Source organism: Thermoleptolyngbya sp. C42_A2020_037, assembly GCF_015272455.1.
Lineage (GTDB): Bacteria > Cyanobacteriota > Cyanobacteriia > Elainellales > Elainellaceae > Thermoleptolyngbya.
In genome coordinates, this window is record NZ_JACYLP010000047.1 from 44505 (window position 1) to 68560 (window position 24056).

The following is a 24056-nucleotide window of genomic DNA, read 5'->3' on the forward strand; positions in this document are numbered from 1 at the left end:
GTCACTCCGCTCCCACGCCTCTCCTAGACCTGCCCAATCTCCAGCACGTTGCCGTCCGGGTCGCGGGTAAACAGGGCGGGGCGACCCGATGCGCTCATCTGCACGGGATAGCCATGTTCAATCAGCCGCGTTTTTATGGCATCTAGGTCAGGAGTGGCGATCGCCAAATGGGGATTCCGGCCCCACTTTTCCGCCTCCGTCAGCAAAACCTGAGTGCGCGAATCAACCATCAGGTGAATCTGCACCTCGCCCAACTGATACCAGGCTCCGGGATATTTCAGAGGGCGATCGATTTTGGTCAGTCCCAGTACGGTGCCATAGAACTGTTCTGCTTTATCTAAATCCGACACCAACAGCGCCGCGTGCAAGAATCGGGTCAGCATAGGGGCGATTCGCGAAGCGATCCCTACGGGAATCGCGCAATTACGTCACCCTGATTCTAGGACAGGTTTCGAGCCGCATCGCAGCGATTTTCAGCCATTCTGATGCTTCAAGCCGGTCATTCAAACTGCATTCCAATGCTACCAGCCCCAATATTTCTCCGAAGTGACGCTGCGAATGAAATGGCTGGAAGCCTGATAAGTGCTGAATGAGCCATCTAAAATCGCCAATCCAAAATCGCCAATCCAAAATCAATCGTCCTCAGACCACACCGCGCACCAAAATTCCGGTATACACGCCCTGCACGTCCACTTCTTCAACGCCAAATACCGTCGGCGGGTAGGCAGCGTTGGCAGGCTGGAGCGTCACTTGGGTTCCCGAGCGCAGGTAGTGCTTCAGCGTCGCTGCATCACCTACGCGAGCGGCCACAATTGCCCCATTTTTCAGCGAAGCCGGGTCTGGGGTGCGGCGCAGCAAGATCACGTCGCCGTCCAAAATGTGGGACTCGATCATGCTGTCGCCCTGAACGCGCAGGGCAAACAACTGGGACAAGTCGTAGGGCGATCGCCGCGCCAAGTTAGGAAACAGTTCCAGCGGCAGATAAATTTCTGGCTCGTCTACAAAGGTGGTCTTGGGGCTGTGGGCTGCGATGCCGCCTAGGAGGGGAATGCCCTGAGGAAGCTTGCGCCGACTCCTGGATTTGGGCGAAGCCTGCTCCAGCGCTGCCCAGGGAGAAGTGGCGGATGTCTCTGGCATAGCCTCGACAGTCGAACCCGTGCCCATGGCCTCGGTCGGAACAAGCTGGAGCAATCGCCCGTTTTTTGCCCTGTTCACTTGGCTCGACTGAACCACCTGAATGGCGCGGGCTTTGTGGGGCTTGCGGGTGATGTAGCCTTTGTTGCACAGAGCATTGAGGAGCGATCGCACGGGGTCTTTAGAGCGATAGCTCAGCCCGACGCGAATTTCTTCATAGGTGGGCGAAATGCCCTGCTGCTGGATGAATTCCGTCACCCAATCCAGGCATCGCTGCTGCTTGACGGTCAGCGGCTTGGGGATAGACTGGCGGGTGGATTGCCTGACTGTAGACCGTTTGGCGGTGGGTGGCTTGGCCGTAGGCATGGCTGCAATAGTTTATTTATACTAAATGCTAACATCATAGTTCACTCGTTCTATACCGAATCAAAAACTTTTTACTTGCCTTAATTTGCCGCCCGTCGCTTCACAATTTCTACATCTCAGGACAATCCGGCAGGGTTAGATGATGAGCGTGCGGGCAGAATTTCGGGTGTATCGACGGGCGTTTCGGCAACCGCTGATGACCGCCCACGGAGTCTGGAGCGAGCGGCGGGGAATTTTGGTGAAGCTGACGGACGCGGCGGGGCGGACGGGGTACGGCGAGATTGCGCCCCTGCCTTGGTTTGGTAGCGAAACGCTGGAGGCGGCGATCGCCCTCTGCCAGTCGCTTCCCGAATTCCTCGATCTGGCGGATATCCGGGCGATCGCCCCCACGCTGCCTGCCTGTCAGTTTGGGCTAGAATCTGCCTGGGACTCGCTGATGCAGCATGACCTCGGAAAGTCTGACCCGCCCGACTGGGAGCCGTCCGACCTCAGCGCCCTATTGCCTGCGGGGAACAGGGCAATTTCTGCCTGGAAGCCGCTTTGGAACCGGGGACACCGCACCTTTAAGCAGAAAATCGGTGTGGGCGAGTTGACCGCAGAACTGACAGAATTCAAGGCGCTAATTGGGCAGCTTCCGCCCAATGCAAGGCTGCGGCTGGATGCCAACGGCGGGCTGGATTGGGACACAGCCTGCCGCTGGTTGGAGCAATGCGCGGCCCATCCCCAGGTAGAATTTTTGGAGCAGCCCCTCGCGCCGTCCCAGTTTGACGCGATGCTGAAGCTGGCCGAGCGCTTTCCCACGCCCCTGGCGCTGGATGAGTCTGTCGCCACGCTGGCCCAGCTACGCACCTGCTGGCAGCGGGGCTGGCGCGGGGTGGTGGTGATCAAAGCGGCGATCGCCGGATTTCCCAGCCAGCTTCGCGCCTTTTGTCAGCAGCACCCGGTCGATATCGTCTGGTCGTCTGCGCTGGAAACTGCCGTGGCCCGCCGCTATATCCAGGCGCATCTGGTGCAACTAGAGAATTGGGGGAACCGACCCAATCGCGCCCTGGGCTATGGCGTTGCCCACTGGTTTTTCGACCCTGCGTTTGAGCAAGATTCCGCCGCCGCCCTATGGCAAACCCTGACTGCCTCCGCGATATCTTAGCCGACTGCCTGCATCGACCCTGGCTGGTTGGCATCGATCCTGCCGCCTTTGCCCAGCAGGTTCAGTCCCGACAGGCGGCGATTCGCGAAGCGATCTCTACGGGAATCACCCCAGCGCTGCGGAGCCACATCGCCCACCCGCTTGCCCCTTGGGAAACGCGCCCCCCGGCAACGCTGCTGATTGCCGAACCCGACCCGCTGAACTTTCTGGCCAGCCTTTGTGCGGCCATTTTGTCGGACTGCCTAGAGGGATGGGCGATCGCCCTCGGCAACCCCGCCTGGGGCGTGCAGGAATGGTATCAACTCCACCACCACCTGTCCCCTTTGGTCATTCTTACCCCCACCGCTCCCGATCCCGTGCTTCCTCTTGATCCGGTACAGGCTCCGACTCTCCTTGCTTCTGCGGGTGAGGGAAGAACGAAGAACGAAGAACGAAAAGGGAGGGCAGCACAGCCTCCAGATCTCCTCATTCCTACAGGCGGCTCCTCTGGCCAGCTTCGCTTTACTCACCATACGGGAGACACGCTTCTTGCCGCTGTCCAGGGCTTTCGCCAGTTTTTTCAGCCAGAACTCGCCAGCGGGCCGGTGAACTGCTGCTGTGTGCTGCCGCTGTATCACGTCAGCGGGCTGATGCAGGCGTTGCGGAGCGCGGTGTCGGGTGGGCAACTGGCGCTGCATTCCTTCAAGGCGCTGGAAGCGGGAGACTTTCCGGCGATCGCCCCCGAACGCTTTTTCCTCTCCCTTGTGCCCACCCAACTCCAGCGATTGCTTGACTTGCCAGGGGGGGCAGACTGGCTGCGCCAATTTCACACAATCCTGCTGGGCGGTGCGCCGGCCTGGGATGACCTGCTCATCCAAGCGCGACAGCAGGGACTCCGCCTCGCCCCCACCTACGGCATGACCGAAACTGCCTCGCAAATTGCCACCCAGCGGCCAGCGGAATTTCTGGCGGGGGAAACAGGCTGTGGGCGGGTGCTGCCCCACGCGCTGGTGGACATTGTGGACACAGCCGGAACGCTGCTGCCTGTGGGAGACGTGGGGCGAATTCAAATTCGGGCGGCTTCGCTGGCGCGGGGCTATTGGGGAGCGTCGGATTTTGGCGGCCAGTTTGCGACCGATGATCTGGGCTGGATGGATGGGGCAGGACGGCTACACATTGCTGGCCGCAGCAGCGACAAGATTATCACGGGCGGCGAAAACGTGTTTCCCGCCGAGGTAGAGGCGGCGATTCGGGCGACAGGGCTGGTGCAGGATGTGGCGGTGGTGGGGGTGGGCGATCGCCACTGGGGGGAAGTGGTGACGGCGCTCTATGTTCCTGCTAATTCCCAGGTTTCCCCAATACGGCTGGAAGCTGCGCTGCAAGACAAGCTCAGCCGCTTCAAACAGCCCAAGCGCTGGGTCGCCACCGACCACATTCCCCGCAGCGCCCAAGGCAAGCTCAATCGTCGCCAGCTTGCGGAATGGTTGCAAACCGCCCAGCCGCCAGTCGGCGATGGGGGCTGCCCAAAAGACCTGCCCTCTCCTGAAACTGCGCGAAATGCGTAAGTCCTGTTAAAGTTTTGGATGACGACAATCGTGCCTTAGTCCACCGAGGCATACACTTTGAGACACGGGAGGAACGTCCATGAGCGGACGGCTGCTGCTGGTCGATGATGAACCTGGATTGCGCCAGGCTGTGCAGGCTTATCTGGAAGACAGCGGCTTTGTTGTAGAAGTCGCCAGCAACGCCCGCGAAGGCTGGGAAAAGGTTCAGCAGCTTTTACCCGATCTGGTCATTTCCGACATCATGATGCCCCAGGTCGATGGCTATCAGTTTCTTAAGCAACTCCGGGAAGATCCCCGCTTCGAGACGCTGCCCGTTGTGTTTTTGACGGCGCGGGGTATGACCTCCGACCGAATTCAGGGCTACAACGCGGGCTGCGATGCCTACTTGCCCAAGCCGTTTGACCCAGAAGAACTGGTGGCTATCGTATCCAGCCTGCTGGAGCGTCGATCGGCGATCGCCCGTGCGGGTGGCGATGACGAAAAAACCGACCTGGCCGACATCAAAGAACAAATCGCTCAACTGCGGGCCATGCTCTCGCAAAAAGGGACGATTGCCCAAACCCCTGCCCCGATTCACCTTGACTTTACGCCCCGCGAGCAGAGCGTGCTGGAACTGGTCGCCGAAGGGCTGATGAACAAAGAAATTGCCCGCCGCCTCGACACCAGTGTCCGCAATGTGGAGAAATACGTCAGCCGATTGTTCAGCAAAACGGGCACCAATAGCCGCACGGAGCTGGTGCGCTATGCCCTGGAGCATGGCTTGACGAAGTGAACAATGCGGAGCTTAGGGGAATCTGCCGAATCAAAGATTGCGAAGTATTGCTTTTCTTTAATTTAGCGACATCTTTCGTTTCACTCCTCAAGAGACTGTTATCTTCATTCTCTAATGATGTAATGGAGAAAACACCCATGCAGACTTCTAAGCACCTGGGACAGTCCCTCGGATTTATGCTGCTTTTGGCGATCGCCTGTGCAGGCATGGTAGGGCTAATGACATCCCAAGTCAGCGCCATGCCCTAGCGTCGATGCCCGTGTTTCCTGAGAAGGGGTGTTTCTATTTGTAACCTAGTGCTTGTAACGCTAGTTCCAGATGTATTCCTGGATGGCAGTAGGCTCACGGATCTCTGGCGGATTGGTGTACAGCCATGCACTTGCAATGCACTCGCAATGCACTTGCAATGTACTTGCAATTTACGTACCAGCATTGTGCGTACTCGCAATGTACTGAGCAAATCGAGAATGCATTCCTAGGCATGGCGATCGCCCCGCCCAGAGGTCTTTTTTTTGCCATTTTCTCGAACCGCTCGAACCGCTCGAACAGAATGGGCCCAACCCGCCCTAGAGCCGCTGCAACAGGTCTAGCCCGTGGGTGTCGGTGCCGCAGGTATGCAGCAGACCCAGGCGATCGCCCAGTTGTCTGACCTCCTCGGTCTGGCGAGGGCTGGGTTGCCAGGGCGACGGGTTGTTGTAGGCGTAGTAGGTTTCAATGCCGTCAATGCCCAGGTCGGCGGCGGCAGGAATCAACTCTTGGGGCGATCGCTTATATCGTGCCGGGTGGGCCAGCACCGCCAGCCCGCCTGCCCGGTGAACCGCAGCAATGACCCGCCCGGCCTGTCGCGCTTCCCCTTCGACTGACTGCCCCTGCTGATAAACGTGCAAGTCTGGGTGCGCCGGGTCAAAGGCATAGCAGAGAATATGCACCTCGTCAGCCAACAGTTCCGCGGTCACCTCCATGCCCGCCCACAAGCGGGGCGGGGGCTTAGACGCAGGGTTCTCTCCCTCGTCCACCCACTCTGGCTGGAGATTGCTCAGCCACTGCTGCGCCCGAAAATAGCCGCCTGTGGAATGGTGATCCGTAATTGCCAAGCCTGAAAGTCCAATGGCGATCGCCTGCTCCATAAGCTGCTCTGGCTGGAGTTTGCCATCTGAGCAAACTGTGTGCATGTGAAAGTTGTAAAACCGGGGACAGCTTTCGGCTGTAATCGTTTGAAACACCTGCCGCAGTGATGTAGCATCCTGTGCCCCTGGGGACTGAGCATTCACCCCTTGGGTGAGACTAACCGCCATAGTCTACGCTTCATAATGTTTTACATCCGCAATTCTAGGGTTTCTGGAAACTTATTGCCAACCAAGAAGCACTTGGGATGGGAGCAAACCGTTTTGCATCATGCTATTTGCTCCCTGCCTGTTTAATCTTACGGTGACCCTTAAACCAGTGGATGTCTTGGGGATGGTTGCCGTGGGTGAGCTTATGTACTAACACGGGCGATCGCGCTAGGATGGACAAGCGTTGCAAATCGTTCTCAGCAGATTCTCTGAATTGCTCCGGTGAATCAGCCGTGCGCCCGTCCAGGAGCGGTAGAATGTTAAGAATGGTTTCGCCAGTGGTCTCGCCTGCCAGCCCCAGCCCCTATGCCTCAACGTGCCGACACTGCCAAGCGCCGGAAAAAAGTCGATTCGTCGGGCGAGTCTGCAAATGGGCACGCTCCAGTTTCCCAAGACCTGTCTGATACAACCCGGCTAACGGAAATCGCCCAGCCCGGATCTCCAGCGAATCCCCAAAACACGATTCGGATTCGCGGCGCTCGTCAGCATAATCTGAAGAACGTAGATCTGGATTTGCCGCGCGATCGCCTGATTGTGTTTACGGGCGTGTCGGGGTCGGGCAAGTCGTCGCTGGCCTTTGACACGATCTTTGCCGAGGGGCAGCGCCGCTATGTGGAGTCCCTCAGCGCCTACGCCCGCCAGTTTCTCGGTCAGGTAGACAAGCCCGATGTAGACGCGATCGAGGGCCTCAGCCCCGCCATCTCCATCGACCAAAAATCCACCTCCCACAACCCGCGCTCCACGGTGGGAACCGTTACGGAAATTTACGACTATCTGCGGCTGCTCTACGGTCGAGCCGGGGAGCCGCATTGCCCCCAGTGCGATCGCTCGATTGCGCCGCAAACCATTGACCAGATGGTCGATCAAGTGATGACCCTGCCCGATCGCACCAAGTTTCAGATTCTTGCGCCCGTGGTGCGCGGCAAAAAAGGAACGCACAAGAAGCTGATATCCGGGCTGGCGGCGGAGGGCTTTGTGCGGGTTCGCATCGATGGCGAGGTGCGCGAACTGAGCGACAACATCGAACTCGACAAAAACCAGTTCCACAACATCGAAATTGTCGTCGATCGCCTGATCAAAAAAGACAATATCCAGGAGCGCCTGGTGGACTCGCTTTCCACCTGCCTGAAACGGTCGGAGGGCATCGCCATCATCGACGCGACGCTGCCGGAAGTGGATAACGTGGTGCAGTTTCCGACCAAGCCTGACCTGCAACTGCCCGTGCTGCCGGGGATGGCGGCGGAGCCTGCGGGCCGCTATGGCGTCGATTCTGAAGAAGACTCGCCCAAAAATCAGCTAGAGCTGCTGTTTTCCGAAAACTTCGCCTGTCCTGAACATGGCGCGGTGATGGAGGAACTGTCGCCCCGCCTGTTTTCCTTCAACTCGCCCTACGGAGCCTGTCCCCATTGCCACGGACTGGGGTCGCTGCGGACTTTCTCGGCAGAACTGGTCGTTCCTGACCCAAGCCTGCCGGTGTATGCGGCGATCGCCCCCTGGTCGGAGCGCGACAACACCTACTACTTCTCGCTGCTCTACAGCGTCGGGCAGGCCTTTGGCTTTGAGATTCAGACCCCGTGGGAAAAGCTGACCCCCGACCAGCAGCACGTCATTCTGCACGGCAGCGATGAGAAGATCTACATCGAGTCGGACTCGCGCTATCGAGACACCAAGGGCTATTACCGCAAGTATGAGGGCGTGCTGCCCATGCTCGATCGCCAGTATCGAGAGTCCACATCGGAGCAGTTCAAGCAAAAGCTGGAGCAATACCTGATCGACCAGCCCTGCGAAGTGTGTGGGGGCGATCGCCTCAAGCCCGAAGCCCTGGCCGTCCGGCTGGGGCAATATCGCCTGAAAGACCTGGCCAGCGTCTCGATTCGCGAATGCCTGAATCGGGTGAACCAGATGCAGCTTTCGCCCCGGCAGGCGCAAATCGGGGACCTGGCGCTAAAGGAGATCCGGGCGCGGCTGCAATTTTTGCTGGATGTGGGGCTGGACTATCTGACGCTCGATCGCACGGCCATGACTCTCTCTGGCGGCGAGGCGCAGCGCATCCGTCTGGCCACGCAGATCGGCTCTGGCCTGACGGGCGTGCTGTATGTGCTGGACGAACCCAGCATCGGGCTACACCAGCGCGACAACGATCGCCTCTTGCACACGCTTACCCGCCTGCGCGACCTGGGCAACACGCTGATCGTGGTGGAGCATGACGAAGACACCATCCGCGCTGCTGATTACCTGGTGGACATTGGCCCTGGCGCAGGCGTTCACGGCGGCAACATCGTGGCCCAAGGCTCGCTGCAAAACTTGCTGGAGGCGGAGGACTCGCTGACGGGCGCGTATCTGTCTGGGCGGCGGGTGATTCAAACGCCTGCGGAGCGTCGCAAGGGCAATAGCCGCAGCCTCAAGATCCGCAATGCCCACCGCAATAATCTAAAAAACCTGGATGTCGATATTCCGCTTGGAAAATTTGTCTGCGTCACGGGCGTATCAGGTTCTGGCAAATCGACGCTGATCAACGAACTGCTCTATCCCGCGCTGCAACACCACTTTGGGCGCAAGGTTCCCCAGCCCAAGGAAATGGCGGAAATGCAGGGACTTGCCGCCCTCGACAAGGCAATCGTCATTGACCAGTCGCCCATTGGCCGCACGCCGCGATCGAATCCTGCCACCTACACGGGCGTATTTGACGTAATCCGCGATCTGTTTGCCGAAACCATTGAGGCGAAGGCGCGGGGCTACAAGGCGGGGCAGTTTTCTTTCAACGTCAAGGGCGGCCGCTGCGAGGCCTGCGGCGGGCAGGGCGTGAACGTGATTGAGATGAACTTTTTGCCGGATGTGTACGTGCAGTGCGAGGTGTGCAAAGGGGCCCGCTATAACCGCGAGACGCTGCAAGTGAAGTACAAGGGCAAGTCGATTTCCGACGTGCTGAACATGACGGCAGAGGAAGCGCTGGAATACTTCGAGAATATTCCCAAGGCTTCGGCGAAGCTGCAAACGATGGTGGACGTGGGGCTGGGCTATGTGCGATTGGGGCAGACTGCGCCGACGCTCTCTGGCGGCGAGGCGCAGCGGCTGAAGCTGGCAACGGAACTCTCGCGCCGCGCCACGGGCAAGACGCTGTACCTGATCGATGAACCGACCACTGGCCTGTCGTTCTACGATGTTCACAAGCTATTGGACGTGCTGCAACGCCTGACGGACATGGGCAACACAGTGCTGGTCATCGAACACAACCTGGACGTGATCCGCTGCTGCGACTGGGTGATTGACTTGGGCCCAGAGGGGGGCGATCGCGGCGGACAGATTATCGCGGTGGGCACACCGGAACAGGTTGCCGAGGTCCCAGAATCCTACACGGGACAATATCTGAAAAAAGTGCTAGCCCAGCATCCCCCTGTGAAGTAAGCGCCCTGGTGAGCATCGTAGTGTAATTGCCGGGTGTCTTACTTTTCAGATTTCTTACTTTTCGGTCGCAATAATGTGCAGATCGATGTGCTGCTGATGGATGCGCTTCATCAGCTTTTGAGTAAAGGAGCCTTTGAGCAGGCGTTTCCAGGCGGGCTGCTGGCTTTCGCCGATGACGATTTGGGTGATGTGGTATTCGGCGGCAACCTGGGCGATCGCCTGCGGGACGTTTTGTTTATCAATTCGTAGAAACGTACCTTCAAATTCGCGGCACAAATTTTCACAGGTTTCGATATGCAGAGACTCTTCGCGGGTCAAAAAGCGATCGGGGTCTGCCACAAAAACCACGTAAAGTGGCGCATTCATATAGTTTGCGATTCTTGCCCCTCGACGCAGCAGTTGTACCGAGTTTGGATAGGTTGAAACACAAACCAGAACTCGCTCGTGGATATTGCAGGACTGGCCGTTTAACTCGCCATTGTTGGCTTCTTCCTCTACGGTGTCGGCCACTTCTCGCAGCGCCAGTTCTCGCAGCGCGATTAGGTTGCGCCGCTGAAAGAAATTTGCCAGCGATTGCTGAATCTTTTCCTGCTCGTAAATCTTGCCGTCACGCAGCCGGGCTTCCAAAGTTTCTGGCGTAACATCGATCAGCACAACGGCATCCGCTTCATCCAGCAGGCGATCGGGAATGCGCTCCCGCACAATGACTCCGGTGATTCGAGCAATCAGGTCGTTTAGGCTTTCGAGATGCTGAATATTGACAGTGGAATAGACATCAATTCCGCTGTCTAGAACCTGTTCGACATCCTGGTAGCGCTTTTCGTGGGGCAAGCCAGGAACATTGGTATGCGCCAGTTCATCAATCAGGACGAGTTGGGGCGATCGCCCTAAAATCCCGTCTGTGTCCATTTCCTCCAGAACAGTGCCCTCATGGGACACGCGCAGCCGAGGAATAATCTCTAATCCTTTCGCGCGTTCTGCGGTATCTCGTCGTCCGTGGGTTTCCAGGATGCCAATCACCACATCTACGCCCTCAGCCTTGAGCTGATGCGCTTCCTCCAGCATCTTGTAGGTTTTGCCGACACCGGGAGCCATGCCGATGAAAATTTTATGCTTCCCCCGCTTGCCGCCAGGATTGCCATATAGCCCGTCCGACGGCAAAGAAGAGTCGCTCTTTGGGTTATGCATGATGGGGTTTGGAGGTCAGGTCTACAGCGCATCCAGCGCCAGATTCAGCTTCAGGACGTTTACACCCGGTTCGCCAAAAATGCCCAGAAATCGACCGTCTGTGTGCTGCGCGATGAGGGGTTCTAGCTGGCTTGCGTCCACGTTGCGAGCGGCGGCGACCCGTTGAATCTGAGCCTGGGCCGATTCTAGACTAATGTGCGGGTCAAGGCTGGAGCCAGAGGTGTAGACCAGATCGGCTGTTGGGGGAATCCCTGACCGTCTGAGCCGATCCACGTCGCCCTGGATGCGCTCTAGCAACGCGGGATTGCTGGGGGCAAGGTTGCTGGCTCCAGAAACGCCCGTTTGCAAGACCGCAGCCGTGGCCTCATCGTTGGGATTGCCTGTGCTGTAAGTGGTCGTGCTGGGGCGGCTCCAAAAGTAGCGATCGCCCTCAAACGGTTGCCCGATGAGTGCAGAGCCGACGGGTGTGCCCTGAGCATTGGTAAGCAGGCTGCCGTTTGCCTGGAACGGAAATACGACTTGCCCGACAGCAATCATTGCGAACGGATAAAGGATGGCGGTGAGGAGCCAAAGTGTCAGGGTTGTGCGAACAGCGCGAAGAAATTCACGAGTCATTTTTTGGAATAAATAAGGAACGTTTGCTTGATACGTTTGAGAGCCTTACAGCGCAGTCTCGGAAATCAGTTGGAAGATAGCTTATGGTGTTCTGGTTTCCATCAAAACTTCTCAGGCTGGAACATCACGGCGAACAGATAAATCGACAGTGCGGCAATCACTAGACCCAGCAGGGCGATCGCATAAGATTGTCCCCGCGTCAGCGTATCGCCCGTAGCTGCCATAACGGCAGGTGCAAGCAACAGACCAGCGGTTAACAGCAAAAATAGAGATGTTGGAGTGCGACGAAGCATGGTTTCAGCGTCATAAGTGGGCAAAAACAAACCGATCAATTGACCGAAAACGAAACAGCCCCTACGCCAGACCCGTAGCAGAGAGGAGCAGATCGATTACCTTGATTGCAGCAAACGGAGCCACCACACCGCCCAATCCGTAGATCAGGATATTGCGACGCAGCAGTTGATCTGCCGTGAGGGGGCGAAACTGGACACCTTTTAGCGCCAGAGGAATCAGCGCCGGGATGATCAGCGCGTTGTAAATCAAGGCAGACAGCACAGCCGACTGCGGGCTGGAAAGCCCCATAACGTTGAGCCTGCCGATGCCGATGGCAGCAAAGAGGGCGGGAATGATTGCAAAATACTTGGCCACATCGTTTGCAATCGAAAAGGTGGTGAGTGCGCCACGGGTAATAAGCAACTGCTTGCCAATCGTTACAATGTCGATCAGCTTGGTGGGGTCAGAATCCAGGTCTACCATGTTGGCGGCTTCCTTAGCGGCTTGCGTGCCAGAGTTCATCGCCACGCCGACGTTTGCCTGGGCCAAAGCCGGTGCGTCGTTGGTTCCGTCTCCCGTCATTGCTACCAGTTTTCCTTGGGCTTGCTCGGCACGAATCACGTCGATTTTGTCTTCGGGTGTGGCTTCGGCGATGAAGTCATCCACGCCTGCCTCAGCCGCAATCACCGATGCCGTAATCCGGTTATCACCTGTGAGCATGATCGTGCGAATTCCCATCCGCCGCAGTTGATCAAAGCGTTCTCGAATCCCGGTTTTAATAATGTCTTTGAGATAGATTACGCCCATCACGTTGCTATCCTGACAGACGGCCAGCGGCGTTCCGCCTAGCCGCGAGACTCGTTCATAGGCAGCATCTAGATCGGCTTGAGTTTGTCCACCGCGCGATCGCACGAATCCTTTGATCGCCTCGACTGCGCCTTTGCGGATCTCGGTGCCATCGGGCAAGTTGGTGCCACTCATGCGGGTGCGAGCAGAGAACTCAATCCCTTCAGCGCGATCGCGCTGGAAATTGACCCGTGCGCCCAGATCTTCTGCCAACCGCACAATTGACTTGCCCTCCGGCGTTTCGTCAAACACGCTGGCCGCCAGCGCCACTTCGGCAACCTCCGATAGCGTGTGGCCATTCACCGGGATGAATTCCTCAGCTAGACGGTTTCCCAGCGTGATTGTACCGGTCTTGTCCAGCACCAGCGTGTTCACGTCGCCGCAGGCTTCTACGGCGCGTCCAGAAGTGGCAATCACGTTGAACTGTGCCACCCGATCCATCCCAGCGATGCCGATGGCGCTGAGCAGCCCGCCGATGGTCGTAGGAATCAGTGCCACCAGCAGCGCAATCAGCATGGCAATGCTGACCGGAGCCTGCACGTATCGGGCGATCGGGGGAAGCGTGGCGATCGCCACCAAAAACACCTGAGTTAACACGGCCAGCAGCACCGTCAGCGCAATTTCGTTGGGGGTTTTGCTGCGTTCTGCCCCTTCCACCAGCGCAATCATCCGGTCAATAAAGCCTTTACCCGGATCGGCCGTGACGCGAATCAGCAGCTCGTCGGAAATAATCCGCGTGCCACCCGTAACGGAACTGGCGATGTCCGTCCCTGGTTGCTTTAGCACGGGAGCCGATTCGCCCGTGATGGCCGACTCATCCACCGACGCGATGCCGCCAATCACCTCGCCATCCGCCGGAATTACGTCGCCCGCCACCACGCGAATCTGGTCGCCCCGCTGGAGCCGAGTGGAGCTTACTTCTTCGACAGAACCATCAGCTAAGATACGATGGGCGATCGCATCAGTTTTAGTTGCCCGCAGCGCATCTGCCTGCGCCTTGCCGCGTCCCTCGGCCACTGCTTCGGCAAAGTTGGCAAACCAGACTGTGAAAAACAAAATTAGCGTGATCAGCCCGTTAAAGAATCGCTGATTTTCGCCCGGCACAGTGCCAAATAGACCAGGGTTGAGGGTGAGCAGCGCCGTGATAATCGTGCCGATCCACACTACAAACATCACCGGATTGCGGATCATGATGCGTGGATCGAGCTTCACAAACGCCTGCTGAATCGCCCGCGAATAGAGTCCGCTCATTTCAGCTTTGGGCGTGTGCTTCCGCTGTTCTCGAAGCTTTGTAGAGAATGCCATGTAGTAGGGGTTAGGGGTTAGGTTGAATTACTATGCGCCTGATGCAATCTGAAAAGCTTCTGCGACTGGCCCCAGCGCTAAGACAGGAAAGAAAGTCAGTGCGCCAAGAATCAGGATCACGCCCGCAGTGACGCTAGTAAACAGAACGGTATCAGTTCGCAGCGTGCCTGCGGTTTCGGGAACGGTTTGTTTGCGAGAAAGCCCATCTGCCAGCAGCAACAGTGACACGATCGGCACGTAGCGACCCAGCAGCAAACTGACGCTGGCGCTCAGGTTCCACCACAATGTGTTGTCGCCCAGTCCCTCAAAGCCAGACCCATTATTTGCAGCCGCCGAGGCATACTCATAGATCACCTGAGACACACCATGAAACCCAGGATTGCTAATGCCAGAGAGCGTGTCTGGGAACGCTAGCGTGATGGCTGCGGGAAGCAAAATGGCAAAGGGATGAACCAGTAAGATGACGCTGGCAAGCACAATCTCTTGCTTCTCGATTTTGCGTCCCAGAAATTCTGGTGTGCGTCCCACCATTAACCCGGTGAGGAACACAGCCAGGATCAGGTAAACAAACAGGTACGCGGTTCCTGTTCCCTGTCCGCCCCAGACAATTTGCAGGAACATGTTGAACAATGTAGAAAAGCCACCTGTGGGCATTAGCGAATCGTGCATTCCGTTCACTGCACCGCACATGGTGCCTGTGGTCATGACCGCCCAGAGCGCGGTTTGTGCCCAGCCAAAGCGCACTTCCTTACCTTCCAGATTTGGGGCGGCGCTGCCAAGTATCCCATTGACGGCTGGATTGCCCTGATATTCGCCGACCGCAGTCAGGATAATTAACCCGACGAAAATGGCAAACACCATCCAGAAAATGAGCCATGCCTGTTTGAGGTTGTGGGCAAAGGCTCCATAAGTGAAGATAAGAGCAGTGGGAATGCTCATCATCAAGAGCATTTCTAGCAAGTTCGTAAACCCGCTTGGGTTTTCAAACGGATGGGCAGAGTTGATGCCAAAGAAGCCGCCGCCATTTTCGCCTAGCTCTTTGATGGCTTCAAAGTGGGCGACGGGGCCGCGGGCGATCGCCTGCTGCGCCCCGTCCAGCGTTGTAACCACTGCCGGGCCTGCCAGCGTTTCTGGAACCCCAGCCAGCAAGAGCAGCAGCCCGCCGACCACAGAAATGGGTAACAAGATGCGAGTAATCGACCGGATCAAGTCTGCATAGAAATTGCCCAGGGGCCGCCCAGTCAGCCCGCGAATGAAGGCGATCGCCACCGCCAGCCCCGTCGCCGCCGAGGTAAACATGAGAAATCCCAGCGCCCAAACCTGGCTGGCGTAGCTGAAGGTGGTTTCACCAGAGTAATGCTGCTGGTTGGTGTTGGTGACGAAGGAAATCGCCGTGTGCAGCGCTAGATCCCAGGGGGGTGCGCCTAGTCCTGTTGGATTAAGCGGCAGTGCCCCTTGCAGCATGAAAATCAAAAACACCCAGATGCCCATTGCCAGATTGCTCCACAGCACTGCGCGGGCATATTGCCAGCCCGTCATGTCTGCTCGCTTGCGGAGGCCGCTGAGCCGATAAACGAGGTTCTCAACAGGATGCATTACCGGGTCGAGCCGTGACGGATGATACGTATACACCCGCGCCATATACGCCCCAAAGAAAGGGGCGATCGCCACCATCAGGGCGAGGGTTAGCGCGATTTGAAAAAAACCTTGTGACATGAACTCGCCTATTCCTTGAAGCGTGACTTCGGCTTATCTTAGTGTGTGACGAAACCTGGTCTCAAACCATTCCACAGGCGGTATAAGTTTCTGTTTAGAAGTTGCAGCAGAGTTACAAACTGTTTAGACGGATCTATACCTCATGATATAGCCGAGATAGAGAACGCCTGCGTGCTTTGGAACAGGCAAGGCAAAATAGGAAAGATTCAGAATGAGATTGTGGTGAATGCCAAAGTCAGATATCGCACAGCGTGACCGGGATTTGTCGATTCGGGGCTTAATCATTGGGCTATTTGCGATCGCCCTCTTTCTGGAATACATTACGCCGCCAGAGTTTGTCTTTGGCTATTTCTACATCGGCGGGATTTTGCTGGCCAGCGCCCGCCTCAGCCGTCGAGAACTGGGCTGGGTGACGGCTACGGCGATCGCGCTAACCCTCTCAAACGTGTGGATTCCCCATGAACAGCCCTGGTCGCTCACGATTTTTCTGAATCGTATGATTGCAACGCTGGCGCTGGGAATTACGGGCTGGCTGAGTGATCGCATTCGGCGGAGTGAAGAGGCGATCGCCCGACAGCAGGCCCAGCTTCAGGCGCAGGCGCAGCTTGCGAAACTGCGAGAAGACCTGGCCGCCACGCTGACGCACGACCTGAGAACGCCGCTGCTAGGGGCGATCGAAACCCTCAGCGGGCTGGAGCAAGAATATTTCGGCCCGGTGTCGCCCGCACAGCAAAAGATTTTATCTACGATGAAGCGGAGCCACCAAACCAGCCTTAGACTGGTGGAAACGCTGCTGGATATCTATCGCAACGATGCAGAAGGCTTGTCGCTGCAACTGGCTCCGGTAGACCTGACCGCACTGACCGAAATGGTGGCAGGCGAACTCAGCGGACTGGCCGCCAGTCGCCAGGTCTATCTGGCGATTCGCCACAGCGAGTCCGATTTTCGGCGATCGCTCTGGGTAAATGGCGATGCCTTTCAGCTACAGCGTGTGCTGACAAACCTGCTGAGCAATGCGGTGAACCATTCTCGCCGGGGCGATCGCGTGGAAATCTTGCTGGAATCTCAGTCCGACTCTCATGTAGTAAAAGTCCTGGACAGTGGCGCAGGGCTGCGCTTGGAGGAGTTGCCCCATTTGTTTGAGCGGTTCTTTCAGGGACAGAGCGATCGCCAATCTAAGGGTGCTGGGCTGGGACTTTACCTCTCTCGCCAGATCATCACCGCGCACGGCGGTACAATTTGGGCAGAGAACCTTAACCCTACAGGCGCTCTGTTTGCCTTTCGGCTGCCCGCCTACCCAATGCCTGCTGCAATATCATAACCGAGTATAAATAACCGAGTATGACCAAGCCGCTACGTCTCTTGCTCGTGGAAGACGATGAGCTGTTCCGCTTAGGGTTGCAGGTTCGGATGCAGCAAGAGGCGGGCATCGAAATCGTGGCAGAGGCAGAGGATGGCGAAACGGCGATCGCCCTAGTCTCGCGCCAGTTGCCCGATGTGGTGCTGCTGGATATCGGACTACCCGGCATCGGCGGCCTGGAAACCTGTCGCCAGCTCAAGCAAGTTGCCCCAACCCTGCCCATCCTGGTGCTGACTTCCCAATCTCAAAAAACTCTGATTCCGCAAATCATCGAAGCGGGCGCACAGGGCTATTGTCTCAAAGGCATTGGAGCCGAAACGCTGGTGCTGGCTCTGCGTTCGGTGGCGGCGGGTGCATCCTGGTGGGATGCCGCTGCGACAGAGGAAATTCGCACTGCCCTCGATCACCGCGCCGCGCCTCCTGCTGCTGTGCCGTCTGTGCCCGCTTCCAATCCAACTCAGCTATTGGCGGCTGCGTTGACTCAGCGCGAATTAGAGATTCTCACGCTTATGTCTAGCGGCAAAAATAACCAGGAAATCGCCGCTGCGCTTCATATCACACCTGGAACCGTGCGCGTGCATGTTCATTCCATCCTGCAAAAGCTAGAAGTGCGCGATCGCACTCAAGCCGTATTAGCCGCGATTCAACAACACCTGGTCTGAGGCAAAGTCGCGGGTACAAGTTGGGTTCCGTTACTCTTTGGTTCCGTTACTCTACAAACCTCAGCACCTTAACCTGAGGTTCTGGAAGTTCGGCATACTGCGTCGCCTTTTGCTCAATTTTGGAAAGCTGCCCCAGGGCAAGGCTACAGGGCATTCCATATTTGGCCTGGACGCGATCGCTGGCAATGTGCAACGCCGTGCGCGATCGCTCCAAAAAGTCTGCCAAAGGATAAACCTGATCGGGTACAAAGTAGTCCTTAATGACCAGGGATGGCGAATAGCAAAGCTCCTGGGAGCCGTCTGGCCACTCAATCTGAAAGCGAAGCTCTGGCATTGGCAAAGGCTCAGGGGTGAGAAGTGGGAAATTTAGGGGCTGGGCTGAAGCGGACAGTCGAGCGATCGCGCTAGGCATTCAGCGTCTCTCCTATCGTACTCGTACCGCATTCATCTGCTTCTATCTGTATCGCGGAGTTCAGGGCACAGACTGAGCCACCCGACTCGACACACTTCAGCTTCCCCGAATCCACTCCGTTACGCCACCAGGTTTGTCGATGAGCGTGATGCCCTGGGCTTTTAGCTCGTCTCGAATGCGATCGCCCTCGGCCCAGTTTTTCGCTCGTTTCGCCTCGGCCCGCTGCTGCACCAGCGCTTCGATTTCTGCATCACTGAGTCCATCGGGTGCTGGTGCTGCGTCTGGCGAAACCGTCAGCCCCAGCACCTCTGCCAGCGCCACCAGCGTTTGCCACTGGGCTTGCAGTGCGGCGGGTTCTGCCAGGGTTTTGCCGTCGTGGGTCAGGCGGTTGCCCTCTTTCTGCAACTCTTTGGCCAGTTCAAACAACACCGACAGCGCCACAGGCGTATTCAGGTCGTCGTCCATCGCCGCCTGAAAGCGTTGCACTGCGTCACTTTCAGCAGAAATGTTGAGCGTCGCTGGATCGTCAAGCGCTGCACCATTCTCAGCCGCAAAGCCCAGCGCTGCACCGTACTTATAGCCAAACCGCAGCCCCTCCGTCAGCGTGTCCCAGGCATTTTGAGCAGAGGCGATCGCCTCTTCGGTAAAGTCAATCGGCTTGCGATACTGCGCTTGCAGCACAAACAGCCGCAGCACCATTGGGTCAAAGCCGCTTTCCAACATCTGGCGAATCGTGGTGAAATTGCCCAGCGATTTGGACATTTTTTCGCCGCTGATATTCACAAAGCCGTTGTGCAGCCAGAAGCGCGACAGGGGTTTGGACAGCGCCGCCTCCGACTGGGCGATCTCGTTTTCATGGTGCGGAAAGATTAGGTCTTGCCCGCCCGTGTGGATGTCGATGCTGTCGCCCAATTCCTCGCGCACCATCACCGAGCATTCGATATGCCAGCCGGGTCGTCCCTTGCCCCAGGGCGAGTCCCACTCCGGCTCACCGGGCTTTGCCGCCTTCCACAGGGCAAAATCTAGGGGATGGTGCTTTTTCGCTGCTTCCTCATCCACTCGGCCGCTGGCCCCGGCTTCCATCTGGTCTAGCTTGCGCCCCGACAGTTTGCCGTAGCTGGGAAATTTTTCGACAGCGTAGTATACGTCGCCGCCGGATTCGTAGGCATAGCCGCGATCGATTAGCGACTGGATGAACTCGACAATCTGCGGCACAACTTCGGTGGCCTTGGGATATACGTCGGCGCGGCGAATATTCAGCCGATCCATGTCGTCCAGGTATGCCTGGATATAGGTTTCGGTGATGACGGTCCAGGGGACGTTTTCCTGGTGCGATCGCCGGATAATCTTGTCATCAATGTCGGTGAAATTTTGCACATATTTCACCGCATAGCCGCGCCATAGCAGATAGCGCCGCAGCGTGTCCCAGGCGATATAGTTCCGCGCATGGCCCACATGCGAATAGTCATACACCGTTACGCCGCAGGCATACATCTTAACCACGCCGGGTTCCAGCGGCTCGAACGGTTCGACACGTCGCGTCAGGGTGTTATACAAACGGAGAGGCATGGAAGGCTTGATCGCAGGACATCTCAACCATCAAATTGTATTGCAGATAGAGCTGTGCTTGAGCCAAACGCTGAGAACCTGCTACGGTGCAATAGAGTATGCAATTAGGTTTCTAGCCAAGTGTTTTAGCCCATGTCAATGAGCCAAATCTTTCTGGCGATCGCCTCCGTTCTCGGTGGGCTGTCCGTCGCCGCTGGGGCCTTCGGTTCCCACGCGCTGCGACCCAAGCTGAGCGATCGCATGTTGGAAATTTTTGAAACGGGAACGCGCTATCAGATGTATCACGCGCTGGCGCTGCTGCTCGTCGGCTTTTTGCTGCTGCGGGCCGAGTCCGGTCAGGGCTGGCTCACTGCCTCAGGCTGGGCGTTTGTTGCAGGGACGGTGATCTTTTCTGGTAGCCTCTATGCCCTCAGCCTCAGCGGTGTGAAAGTGCTGGGAGCCGTTGCGCCAATTGGCGGCACTGCGCTGATGGTGGGCTGGGGCTGCTTGGCGATCGCCGCCTTCAATCTCAAATAGCGTCCAATCAGAACGCGCCCTATGGGTGAATCACAGAAATCGCGCCCTCGAAGCGTCGGGCTGCATCTGTCATGCCAGCATAATTCAGGATGGGTTCCTCTACGATTAGCTCGCTAGGAAACACAAACTCTGCCGTTTCGTAATACTGTTCCGTCAACTCGGCCCGCTGCGACATTTGATCCATGTAGCCCACGAAGTGGCCCACCAGAAAATACACCGCGACCAGCGCCGCTGCTGCCATCGACACCAAAAAGCCCGCCAGCATCAGCGAAAACTCTTTACGGTCAAGCGCTTCCTGCATGAGGTGCAGTGCCCATGCCACCAGCGCTACGACGATGAACAGGATAAAGATCATTCTTATATGAATGTAACGTTTTGTAATATTTCACATTGTAACAGTTCCTCAGAAAAGTGTCTCTAAAGGCAATCTAGAGATTTGGAATGATTGGTATCGAATTGTACAGAACGCGCCGATTCGATTACTCCCTGACGGTCACCTGGTTCTCCCGCAAATACTGCTTGATCTCTGCGACGGTGAGCTGGCCATAGTGCAGCAGCGAAGCCAGCAGCGCTGCTTCGGCCCTGCCCTCGGTCAGCGCTTCGTGAATGTGGGCGCAGGTGCCCGCGCCGCCGGAGGCAATGACTGGAATCTGCACCTGTTCGGCGATCGCCCGCGTCAGTTCCAAGTCATAGCCCGCCTGCGTGCCGTCTGCGTCCATGCTGGTCACCAGCAGTTCCCCCGCGCCGCGCTGCTCCACCTCCTGGGCCCAGCTCAGCGCATCTAGGCCGGTGTTCTCTCGCCCGCCGCGCACGTATACATCCCAGCCCGGATTTTCGGGGTCAGCCCGCCGCCGTGCGTCGATGGCGACGACGATGCACTGATTGCCAAAGCGATCGCTCGCCCGGTTGATAAACTCTGGGTCGCGCACGGCTGAGGAATTGATGCTCACCTTATCGGCCCCCGCCCGCAACAGTTGCTTGATGGTGTCTAGGGAGCTAATGCCGCCACCCACCGTCAGCGGAATAAACACCTGCTCCGCCGTGCGATACACCACGTCGTAAATAATGTTGCGGTCTTCGTGGGTGGCGGTAATGTCCAAAAACACCAGCTCATCCGCCCCCGCGTCGTTATAAACCTGCGCCAGTTCCACGGGGTCGCCCGCATCCCGCAGGTTGACAAAGTTCACGCCTTTCACCACGCGCCCCGCCTTCACATCCAGACAGGGCAAGATTCGTTTTGCCAGCATTGCGATCGCCCAATAGAAGATTCAACGAAAATTCAGCAAACATTCAACGAAATTTCTCTGCCCAGACTTCAGCCCTACGCTGGCCTGAGAAAAAGCGCCACCAAGTCACCACAATATCGCTTAAATGGGGCGCAATACAGCGCAATAGACTGATACACTGGCTAATTGTTTGCCGATCGTTGAGTGTCGAGATGCAAATTGGTCAAAAGGTTCGGGTTCGTCGGTTGCGCGATCGCACGGGTCAAGCCGTTGTGAAGCACCTGGGGCAAGTGGGCGAGGTTCAAGATTTCAAGATGACGGATGGCAGCGGCGTCGGGGTCGTTGTTCAGTTTGACGACAAGTTTTCTACCTGGTTTTTTGAAGACGAGCTAGAGGTCGTTTCTTAGGGAGACGCATGAGTTTCATCCTGACGTTTTTGGGCAAAGGCGGAACCGGACGGACGACCGTGGCGATCGCCGCTGCAAAGCAATTTGCGTTGCAAGGCAAGCGGACGCTGCTGGTGGGACAAGACCCCGGCCCCGCCTTTGGTCTGCTGTTGGGCGCGTCCGTTGGCGCAACCCCGCAAGAGATTGGCGCGAACCTGAGCGCTGTCCACCTGCAATCTACGGCGCTGATGGAGGCCAGTTGGGAAGAACTCAAGCGTCAGGAAGCACAGTATCTCCGCACGCCGATTCTGAAAGCGGTCTACGGACAGGAGTTGGGTATCCTGCCGGGCATGGACGGGGCGCTGGCGCTGAATGCCCTGCGCGAATTTGACGGCAGCGGCAAGTATGACGTGATTGTTTACGATGGCGCGGGGGATCTGTCCACGCTGCGAATGCTGGGAATGCCGGAAATCGCCACCTGGTATTTCCGCCGTTTCCGCAAGGTGGTGGCAGAGTCTGACCTGTGGAAAGCGGTGTCGCCCTTTGTGCAGCCCGTCGCCGCTGCGGTGCTAAATGTGAACTGGTCGGGCGATGTGTTTGACCAGCCCGCCATGCAGCAGAGCAGCAACCTGATGGAGCAGGGCAAAGCGGCGGTCAACGATCCCAGCCGCGTCGCCGCCTATCTGGTGACAACGCAGGACGCGGCGGCGATCGCCACTGCCAAATATCTCTGGGGCAGCGCCCAGCAGGTCGGGCTGACCGTGGGCGGCGTAATTCTCAACCAGTCGTCTGACGGAAGTGCGATCGCCCCAGAGTTTGCGCCGCTCTCTATCACCGCCCTGCCCAACTATCCCGGTCAAGACTGGCAGCCGCTGATCGAAGCCCTGCCCGACTTTACCCAGGCAGCCCAGGCACCAAGGGCGATCGCCGTGAATATTGCCGAGCGCAAAGTCGCCCTCTTTCTGCCCGGTTTCGACAAAACCCAGGTCAAACTCATCCAGTCTGGCCCCGAAGTCACCGTCGAAGCAGGCGACCAGCGCCGCAACATTTCCTTGCCGCCCGAACTCAGCGGCCGCCAGGTCACGGGCGCTAAGTTTCAGGACAGCTTCCTGATTATTTCGTTTTAGGGTTGGCTCTAAAGTGCTGCGCTCTGAGTCGTTTTCTGGATGGTTGGGTTGATCAACCGAAACTTTCGGCTGCGTAGAACGAGGAGTCGTAATCACTGCTGACGAATACCAGGTCAGTACTTCCTTCTGCCTCCACAAGCTGCCCTTTGGCGATGCTGCGGTTTAGAACGCGGATTAACAATCCTGGAAGGCAAACACCGTAAAGTCTGGATTGCGCCACAGTATTTTCATGACGGTATCAAAAATCGGCTGGGGTAGCCATTGATGCTCAAAATGGCGCAGTTGTTTTCAAAGTGAACGTTGTTGCTAATCAGCATTTGGGCGATCGCCCCCGGCCGTGCTTCGCCTTGCATCTGGGGTTGCCGTTCGCAATGTTGAAATCACCATGAGATGGCCCCGAAAAAATCGGCTCTGGAAAATGCAATCCGGCTCGATGATACAGCATTTTCTTGCGGGGTGAGGCACACGCTGCCCTCACGAGGCAAGGGCTTATTGACCATCCGTGTGCCTCACTAGCTTCAAAAATGCTGTAGCAAGCTCCGATGGCCGCCGCTACTGCAAATATCGCTGAGGGGCATGACTCCTAGCGCAGAGCAATTGACGAGGGCGATCGCATCCAGTACAATCGTCCATCAAGCTGTGAATGACCCCAAGTCAGCGCGGCTTACCTTTCCCCCGAAATTTTGGTCGTTTAGTCATCCACGGCATTGGCAGGTGCAGCCAACACCTACCAACGCCTGACCCCTCGACAGTCCGAGGCTGTCTCAGGGCTGCGTCCATTGTAGGCCGCCCTGTCCCAGCGCTTCACCTCCGGGGGCGGCCAACATTTCGGGGTTTCCTACCCCACTCGTTTCCAGGAGGAAACCCCAAATGCTAACAATTCAATACACCTGGTCGTCCCCACGCTCGGAGGCGACCCAGTTTTCGCTGCCGCCGCTCACCTGCGAACTGCCCCACCGTCGCCGCCTGCGCCACTACATCATCGGCCTGCCCGAAGACGCGCAACTGGCGATCGACCGGCTGCACCTGCTCCGCTATGCCGAACGCTTCGAGTGGACTCGCGCCCTGGAATTCCCGCCCAACGGCATCGTCCTCAACGCCGAGCAACCCGGCGAAGTGCTGCGCTGCCTACACCGTGAAGTCCGGAGCAACC

The 24056-nt window shown here is 57.5% G+C and carries 23 protein-coding genes and 1 pseudogene; 10 read left to right on the top strand and 14 right to left on the bottom strand.

The window, feature by feature from the left end; translation table 11 throughout:
- Positions 1-23: 23 nt before the first annotated feature.
- Complete coding sequence (locus IGS16_RS16185) at positions 24-383, bottom strand: VOC family protein (RefSeq protein ID WP_297087151.1); 360 nt, start codon at positions 381-383, stop codon at positions 24-26.
- A 259-nt stretch (positions 384-642) separates the two neighbouring features.
- Entirely contained in the window at positions 643-1500 is an 858-nt protein-coding gene (gene lexA, locus IGS16_RS16190) for a transcriptional repressor LexA (RefSeq protein ID WP_297087153.1), read from the bottom strand.
- A 139-nt stretch (positions 1501-1639) separates the two neighbouring features.
- Between lexA and IGS16_RS16195 the strand changes: the two genes are divergently transcribed.
- The 3 genes from IGS16_RS16195 to IGS16_RS16205 all read left to right on the top strand — a co-directional run bounded on the left by IGS16_RS16195 (position 1640) and on the right by IGS16_RS16205 (position 4963).
- Positions 1640-2647 carry an o-succinylbenzoate synthase gene (locus tag IGS16_RS16195; protein WP_297087154.1) on the top strand — a complete coding sequence of 336 codons (1008 nt, stop codon included), beginning with the start codon at positions 1640-1642 and terminating at the stop codon, positions 2645-2647.
- Positions 2614-4191: an AMP-binding protein gene (locus tag IGS16_RS16200; RefSeq protein WP_297087156.1), complete on the top strand. Its 1578-nt coding sequence runs from the start codon at positions 2614-2616 to the stop codon at positions 4189-4191. The genes IGS16_RS16195 and IGS16_RS16200 overlap by 34 nt, the downstream gene beginning before the upstream one ends.
- A gap of 79 nt (positions 4192-4270) precedes the next feature.
- A complete protein-coding gene (locus tag IGS16_RS16205; protein ID WP_172354390.1) occupies positions 4271-4963 on the top strand; it encodes a response regulator transcription factor in 693 nt (230 codons plus the stop codon).
- Between the two features lie 566 nt (positions 4964-5529).
- On the opposite strand, the gene IGS16_RS16210 is transcribed toward IGS16_RS16205, so the two are convergent.
- Both IGS16_RS16210 and IGS16_RS16215 read right to left on the bottom strand, forming a co-directional pair.
- Positions 5530-6258, bottom strand: coding sequence for a PHP domain-containing protein (locus IGS16_RS16210; RefSeq protein ID WP_297087158.1), 729 nt, complete (start codon positions 6256-6258; stop codon positions 5530-5532).
- 103 nt (positions 6259-6361) lie between these two features.
- Positions 6362-6487, bottom strand: a complete 126-nt coding sequence (locus tag IGS16_RS16215; protein ID WP_297087160.1) for a hypothetical protein — start codon at positions 6485-6487, stop codon at positions 6362-6364.
- 116 nt (positions 6488-6603) lie between these two features.
- On the opposite strand from IGS16_RS16215, the gene uvrA reads away from it, so the two are divergent.
- Positions 6604-9702, top strand: coding sequence for an excinuclease ABC subunit UvrA (uvrA, locus tag IGS16_RS16220; protein WP_297087162.1), 3099 nt, complete (start codon positions 6604-6606; stop codon positions 9700-9702).
- 54 nt (positions 9703-9756) lie between these two features.
- On the opposite strand, the gene IGS16_RS16225 is transcribed toward uvrA, so the two are convergent.
- The 5 genes from IGS16_RS16225 to kdpA form a co-directional block, all read right to left on the bottom strand.
- The gene (locus IGS16_RS16225) at positions 9757-10890 is read right to left on the bottom strand and encodes a universal stress protein (RefSeq protein WP_297087164.1); all 1134 of its coding nucleotides are present in this window, start codon (positions 10888-10890) and stop codon (positions 9757-9759) included.
- A 21-nt stretch (positions 10891-10911) separates the two neighbouring features.
- Positions 10912-11505, bottom strand: a complete 594-nt coding sequence (kdpC, locus tag IGS16_RS16230; protein ID WP_297087166.1) for a K(+)-transporting ATPase subunit C — start codon at positions 11503-11505, stop codon at positions 10912-10914.
- Positions 11506-11606: 101 nt separating this feature from the next.
- Positions 11607-11798 carry a K(+)-transporting ATPase subunit F gene (gene kdpF, locus IGS16_RS16235; RefSeq protein ID WP_297087168.1) on the bottom strand — a complete coding sequence of 64 codons (192 nt, stop codon included), beginning with the start codon at positions 11796-11798 and terminating at the stop codon, positions 11607-11609.
- Positions 11799-11859: 61 nt separating this feature from the next.
- Positions 11860-13929 carry a potassium-transporting ATPase subunit KdpB gene (kdpB, locus tag IGS16_RS16240; RefSeq protein ID WP_297087170.1) on the bottom strand — a complete coding sequence of 690 codons (2070 nt, stop codon included), beginning with the start codon at positions 13927-13929 and terminating at the stop codon, positions 11860-11862.
- A 30-nt stretch (positions 13930-13959) separates the two neighbouring features.
- Positions 13960-15645, bottom strand: a complete 1686-nt coding sequence (kdpA, locus tag IGS16_RS16245; RefSeq protein WP_297087172.1) for a potassium-transporting ATPase subunit KdpA — start codon at positions 15643-15645, stop codon at positions 13960-13962.
- Positions 15646-15871: 226 nt separating this feature from the next.
- Here kdpA and IGS16_RS16250 point away from each other — a divergent pair, with 226 nt between their 5' ends.
- Positions 15872-16966, top strand: a complete 1095-nt coding sequence (locus IGS16_RS16250; protein WP_297087174.1) for a HAMP domain-containing sensor histidine kinase — start codon at positions 15872-15874, stop codon at positions 16964-16966.
- Positions 16967-16986: 20 nt separating this feature from the next.
- Positions 16987-17667 carry a response regulator transcription factor gene (locus IGS16_RS16255; protein ID WP_297087176.1) on the top strand — a complete coding sequence of 227 codons (681 nt, stop codon included), beginning with the start codon at positions 16987-16989 and terminating at the stop codon, positions 17665-17667.
- Positions 17668-17713: 46 nt separating this feature from the next.
- Here IGS16_RS16255 and IGS16_RS16260 read toward each other — a convergent pair whose 3' ends face one another.
- Complete coding sequence (locus tag IGS16_RS16260) at positions 17714-18001, bottom strand: MSMEG_0570 family nitrogen starvation response protein (RefSeq protein WP_297087178.1); 288 nt, start codon at positions 17999-18001, stop codon at positions 17714-17716.
- Positions 18002-18175: 174 nt separating this feature from the next.
- Entirely contained in the window at positions 18176-19648 is a 1473-nt protein-coding gene (gene cysS, locus IGS16_RS16265; RefSeq protein WP_297087180.1) for a cysteine--tRNA ligase, read from the bottom strand.
- Positions 19649-19786: 138 nt separating this feature from the next.
- Between cysS and IGS16_RS16270 the strand changes: the two genes are divergently transcribed.
- Positions 19787-20164, top strand: a complete 378-nt coding sequence (locus IGS16_RS16270) for a DUF423 domain-containing protein (protein ID WP_297087182.1) — start codon at positions 19787-19789, stop codon at positions 20162-20164.
- A 169-nt stretch (positions 20165-20333) separates the two neighbouring features.
- Here IGS16_RS16270 and IGS16_RS22385 read toward each other — a convergent pair.
- Both IGS16_RS22385 and hisF read right to left on the bottom strand, forming a co-directional pair.
- Positions 20334-20519, bottom strand: a pseudogene (locus IGS16_RS22385) (hypothetical protein); the annotation flags it as partial.
- A 124-nt stretch (positions 20520-20643) separates the two neighbouring features.
- Positions 20644-21411: an imidazole glycerol phosphate synthase subunit HisF gene (gene hisF, locus IGS16_RS16280; protein ID WP_297087186.1), complete on the bottom strand. Its 768-nt coding sequence runs from the start codon at positions 21409-21411 to the stop codon at positions 20644-20646.
- A gap of 191 nt (positions 21412-21602) precedes the next feature.
- Between hisF and IGS16_RS16285 the strand changes: the two genes are divergently transcribed.
- The gene (locus IGS16_RS16285) at positions 21603-21797 is read left to right on the top strand and encodes a DUF2862 domain-containing protein (RefSeq protein WP_172354379.1); all 195 of its coding nucleotides are present in this window, start codon (positions 21603-21605) and stop codon (positions 21795-21797) included.
- A gap of 8 nt (positions 21798-21805) precedes the next feature.
- Entirely contained in the window at positions 21806-22903 is a 1098-nt protein-coding gene (locus tag IGS16_RS16290) for an ArsA family ATPase (protein ID WP_297087188.1), read from the top strand.
- Between the two features lie 227 nt (positions 22904-23130).
- On the opposite strand, the gene IGS16_RS16295 is transcribed toward IGS16_RS16290, so the two are convergent.
- Positions 23131-23256 (bottom strand): hypothetical protein, encoded by a 126-nt coding sequence (locus IGS16_RS16295; RefSeq protein ID WP_297087191.1) that lies wholly within the window; start codon positions 23254-23256, stop codon positions 23131-23133.
- 517 nt (positions 23257-23773) lie between these two features.
- Here IGS16_RS16295 and IGS16_RS16300 point away from each other — a divergent pair.
- Positions 23774-24056 (top strand): hypothetical protein (locus IGS16_RS16300; protein ID WP_297087193.1); only part of this gene is annotated, 283 nt, incomplete at its 3' end.

Coding starts and splice junctions, on each gene's coding strand:
- cysS (WP_297087180.1), bottom strand. CDS start 19,648: ATGCCTCTCCGTTTGTATAACACCCTGACGCGACGTGTCGAACCGTTC.
- IGS16_RS16205 (WP_172354390.1), top strand. CDS start 4,271: ATGAGCGGACGGCTGCTGCTGGTCGATGATGAACCTGGATTGCGCCAG.
- IGS16_RS16255 (WP_297087176.1), top strand. CDS start 16,987: ATGACCAAGCCGCTACGTCTCTTGCTCGTGGAAGACGATGAGCTGTTC.
- IGS16_RS16210 (WP_297087158.1), bottom strand. CDS start 6,258: ATGGCGGTTAGTCTCACCCAAGGGGTGAATGCTCAGTCCCCAGGGGCA.
- kdpF (WP_297087168.1), bottom strand. CDS start 11,798: ATGCTTCGTCGCACTCCAACATCTCTATTTTTGCTGTTAACCGCTGGT.
- IGS16_RS16225 (WP_297087164.1), bottom strand. CDS start 10,890: ATGCATAACCCAAAGAGCGACTCTTCTTTGCCGTCGGACGGGCTATAT.
- IGS16_RS16185 (WP_297087151.1), bottom strand. CDS start 383: ATGCTGACCCGATTCTTGCACGCGGCGCTGTTGGTGTCGGATTTAGAT.
- IGS16_RS16250 (WP_297087174.1), top strand. CDS start 15,872: ATGCCAAAGTCAGATATCGCACAGCGTGACCGGGATTTGTCGATTCGG.
- IGS16_RS16195 (WP_297087154.1), top strand. CDS start 1,640: ATGATGAGCGTGCGGGCAGAATTTCGGGTGTATCGACGGGCGTTTCGG.
- hisF (WP_297087186.1), bottom strand. CDS start 21,411: ATGCTGGCAAAACGAATCTTGCCCTGTCTGGATGTGAAGGCGGGGCGC.
- IGS16_RS16285 (WP_172354379.1), top strand. CDS start 21,603: ATGCAAATTGGTCAAAAGGTTCGGGTTCGTCGGTTGCGCGATCGCACG.
- uvrA (WP_297087162.1), top strand. CDS start 6,604: ATGCCTCAACGTGCCGACACTGCCAAGCGCCGGAAAAAAGTCGATTCG.
- IGS16_RS16200 (WP_297087156.1), top strand. CDS start 2,614: ATGGCAAACCCTGACTGCCTCCGCGATATCTTAGCCGACTGCCTGCAT.
- kdpA (WP_297087172.1), bottom strand. CDS start 15,645: ATGTCACAAGGTTTTTTTCAAATCGCGCTAACCCTCGCCCTGATGGTG.
- IGS16_RS16295 (WP_297087191.1), bottom strand. CDS start 23,256: ATGCAAGGCGAAGCACGGCCGGGGGCGATCGCCCAAATGCTGATTAGC.
- IGS16_RS16290 (WP_297087188.1), top strand. CDS start 21,806: ATGAGTTTCATCCTGACGTTTTTGGGCAAAGGCGGAACCGGACGGACG.
- kdpC (WP_297087166.1), bottom strand. CDS start 11,505: ATGACTCGTGAATTTCTTCGCGCTGTTCGCACAACCCTGACACTTTGG.
- lexA (WP_297087153.1), bottom strand. CDS start 1,500: ATGCCTACGGCCAAGCCACCCACCGCCAAACGGTCTACAGTCAGGCAA.
- IGS16_RS16260 (WP_297087178.1), bottom strand. CDS start 18,001: ATGCCAGAGCTTCGCTTTCAGATTGAGTGGCCAGACGGCTCCCAGGAG.
- kdpB (WP_297087170.1), bottom strand. CDS start 13,929: ATGGCATTCTCTACAAAGCTTCGAGAACAGCGGAAGCACACGCCCAAA.
- IGS16_RS16270 (WP_297087182.1), top strand. CDS start 19,787: ATGAGCCAAATCTTTCTGGCGATCGCCTCCGTTCTCGGTGGGCTGTCC.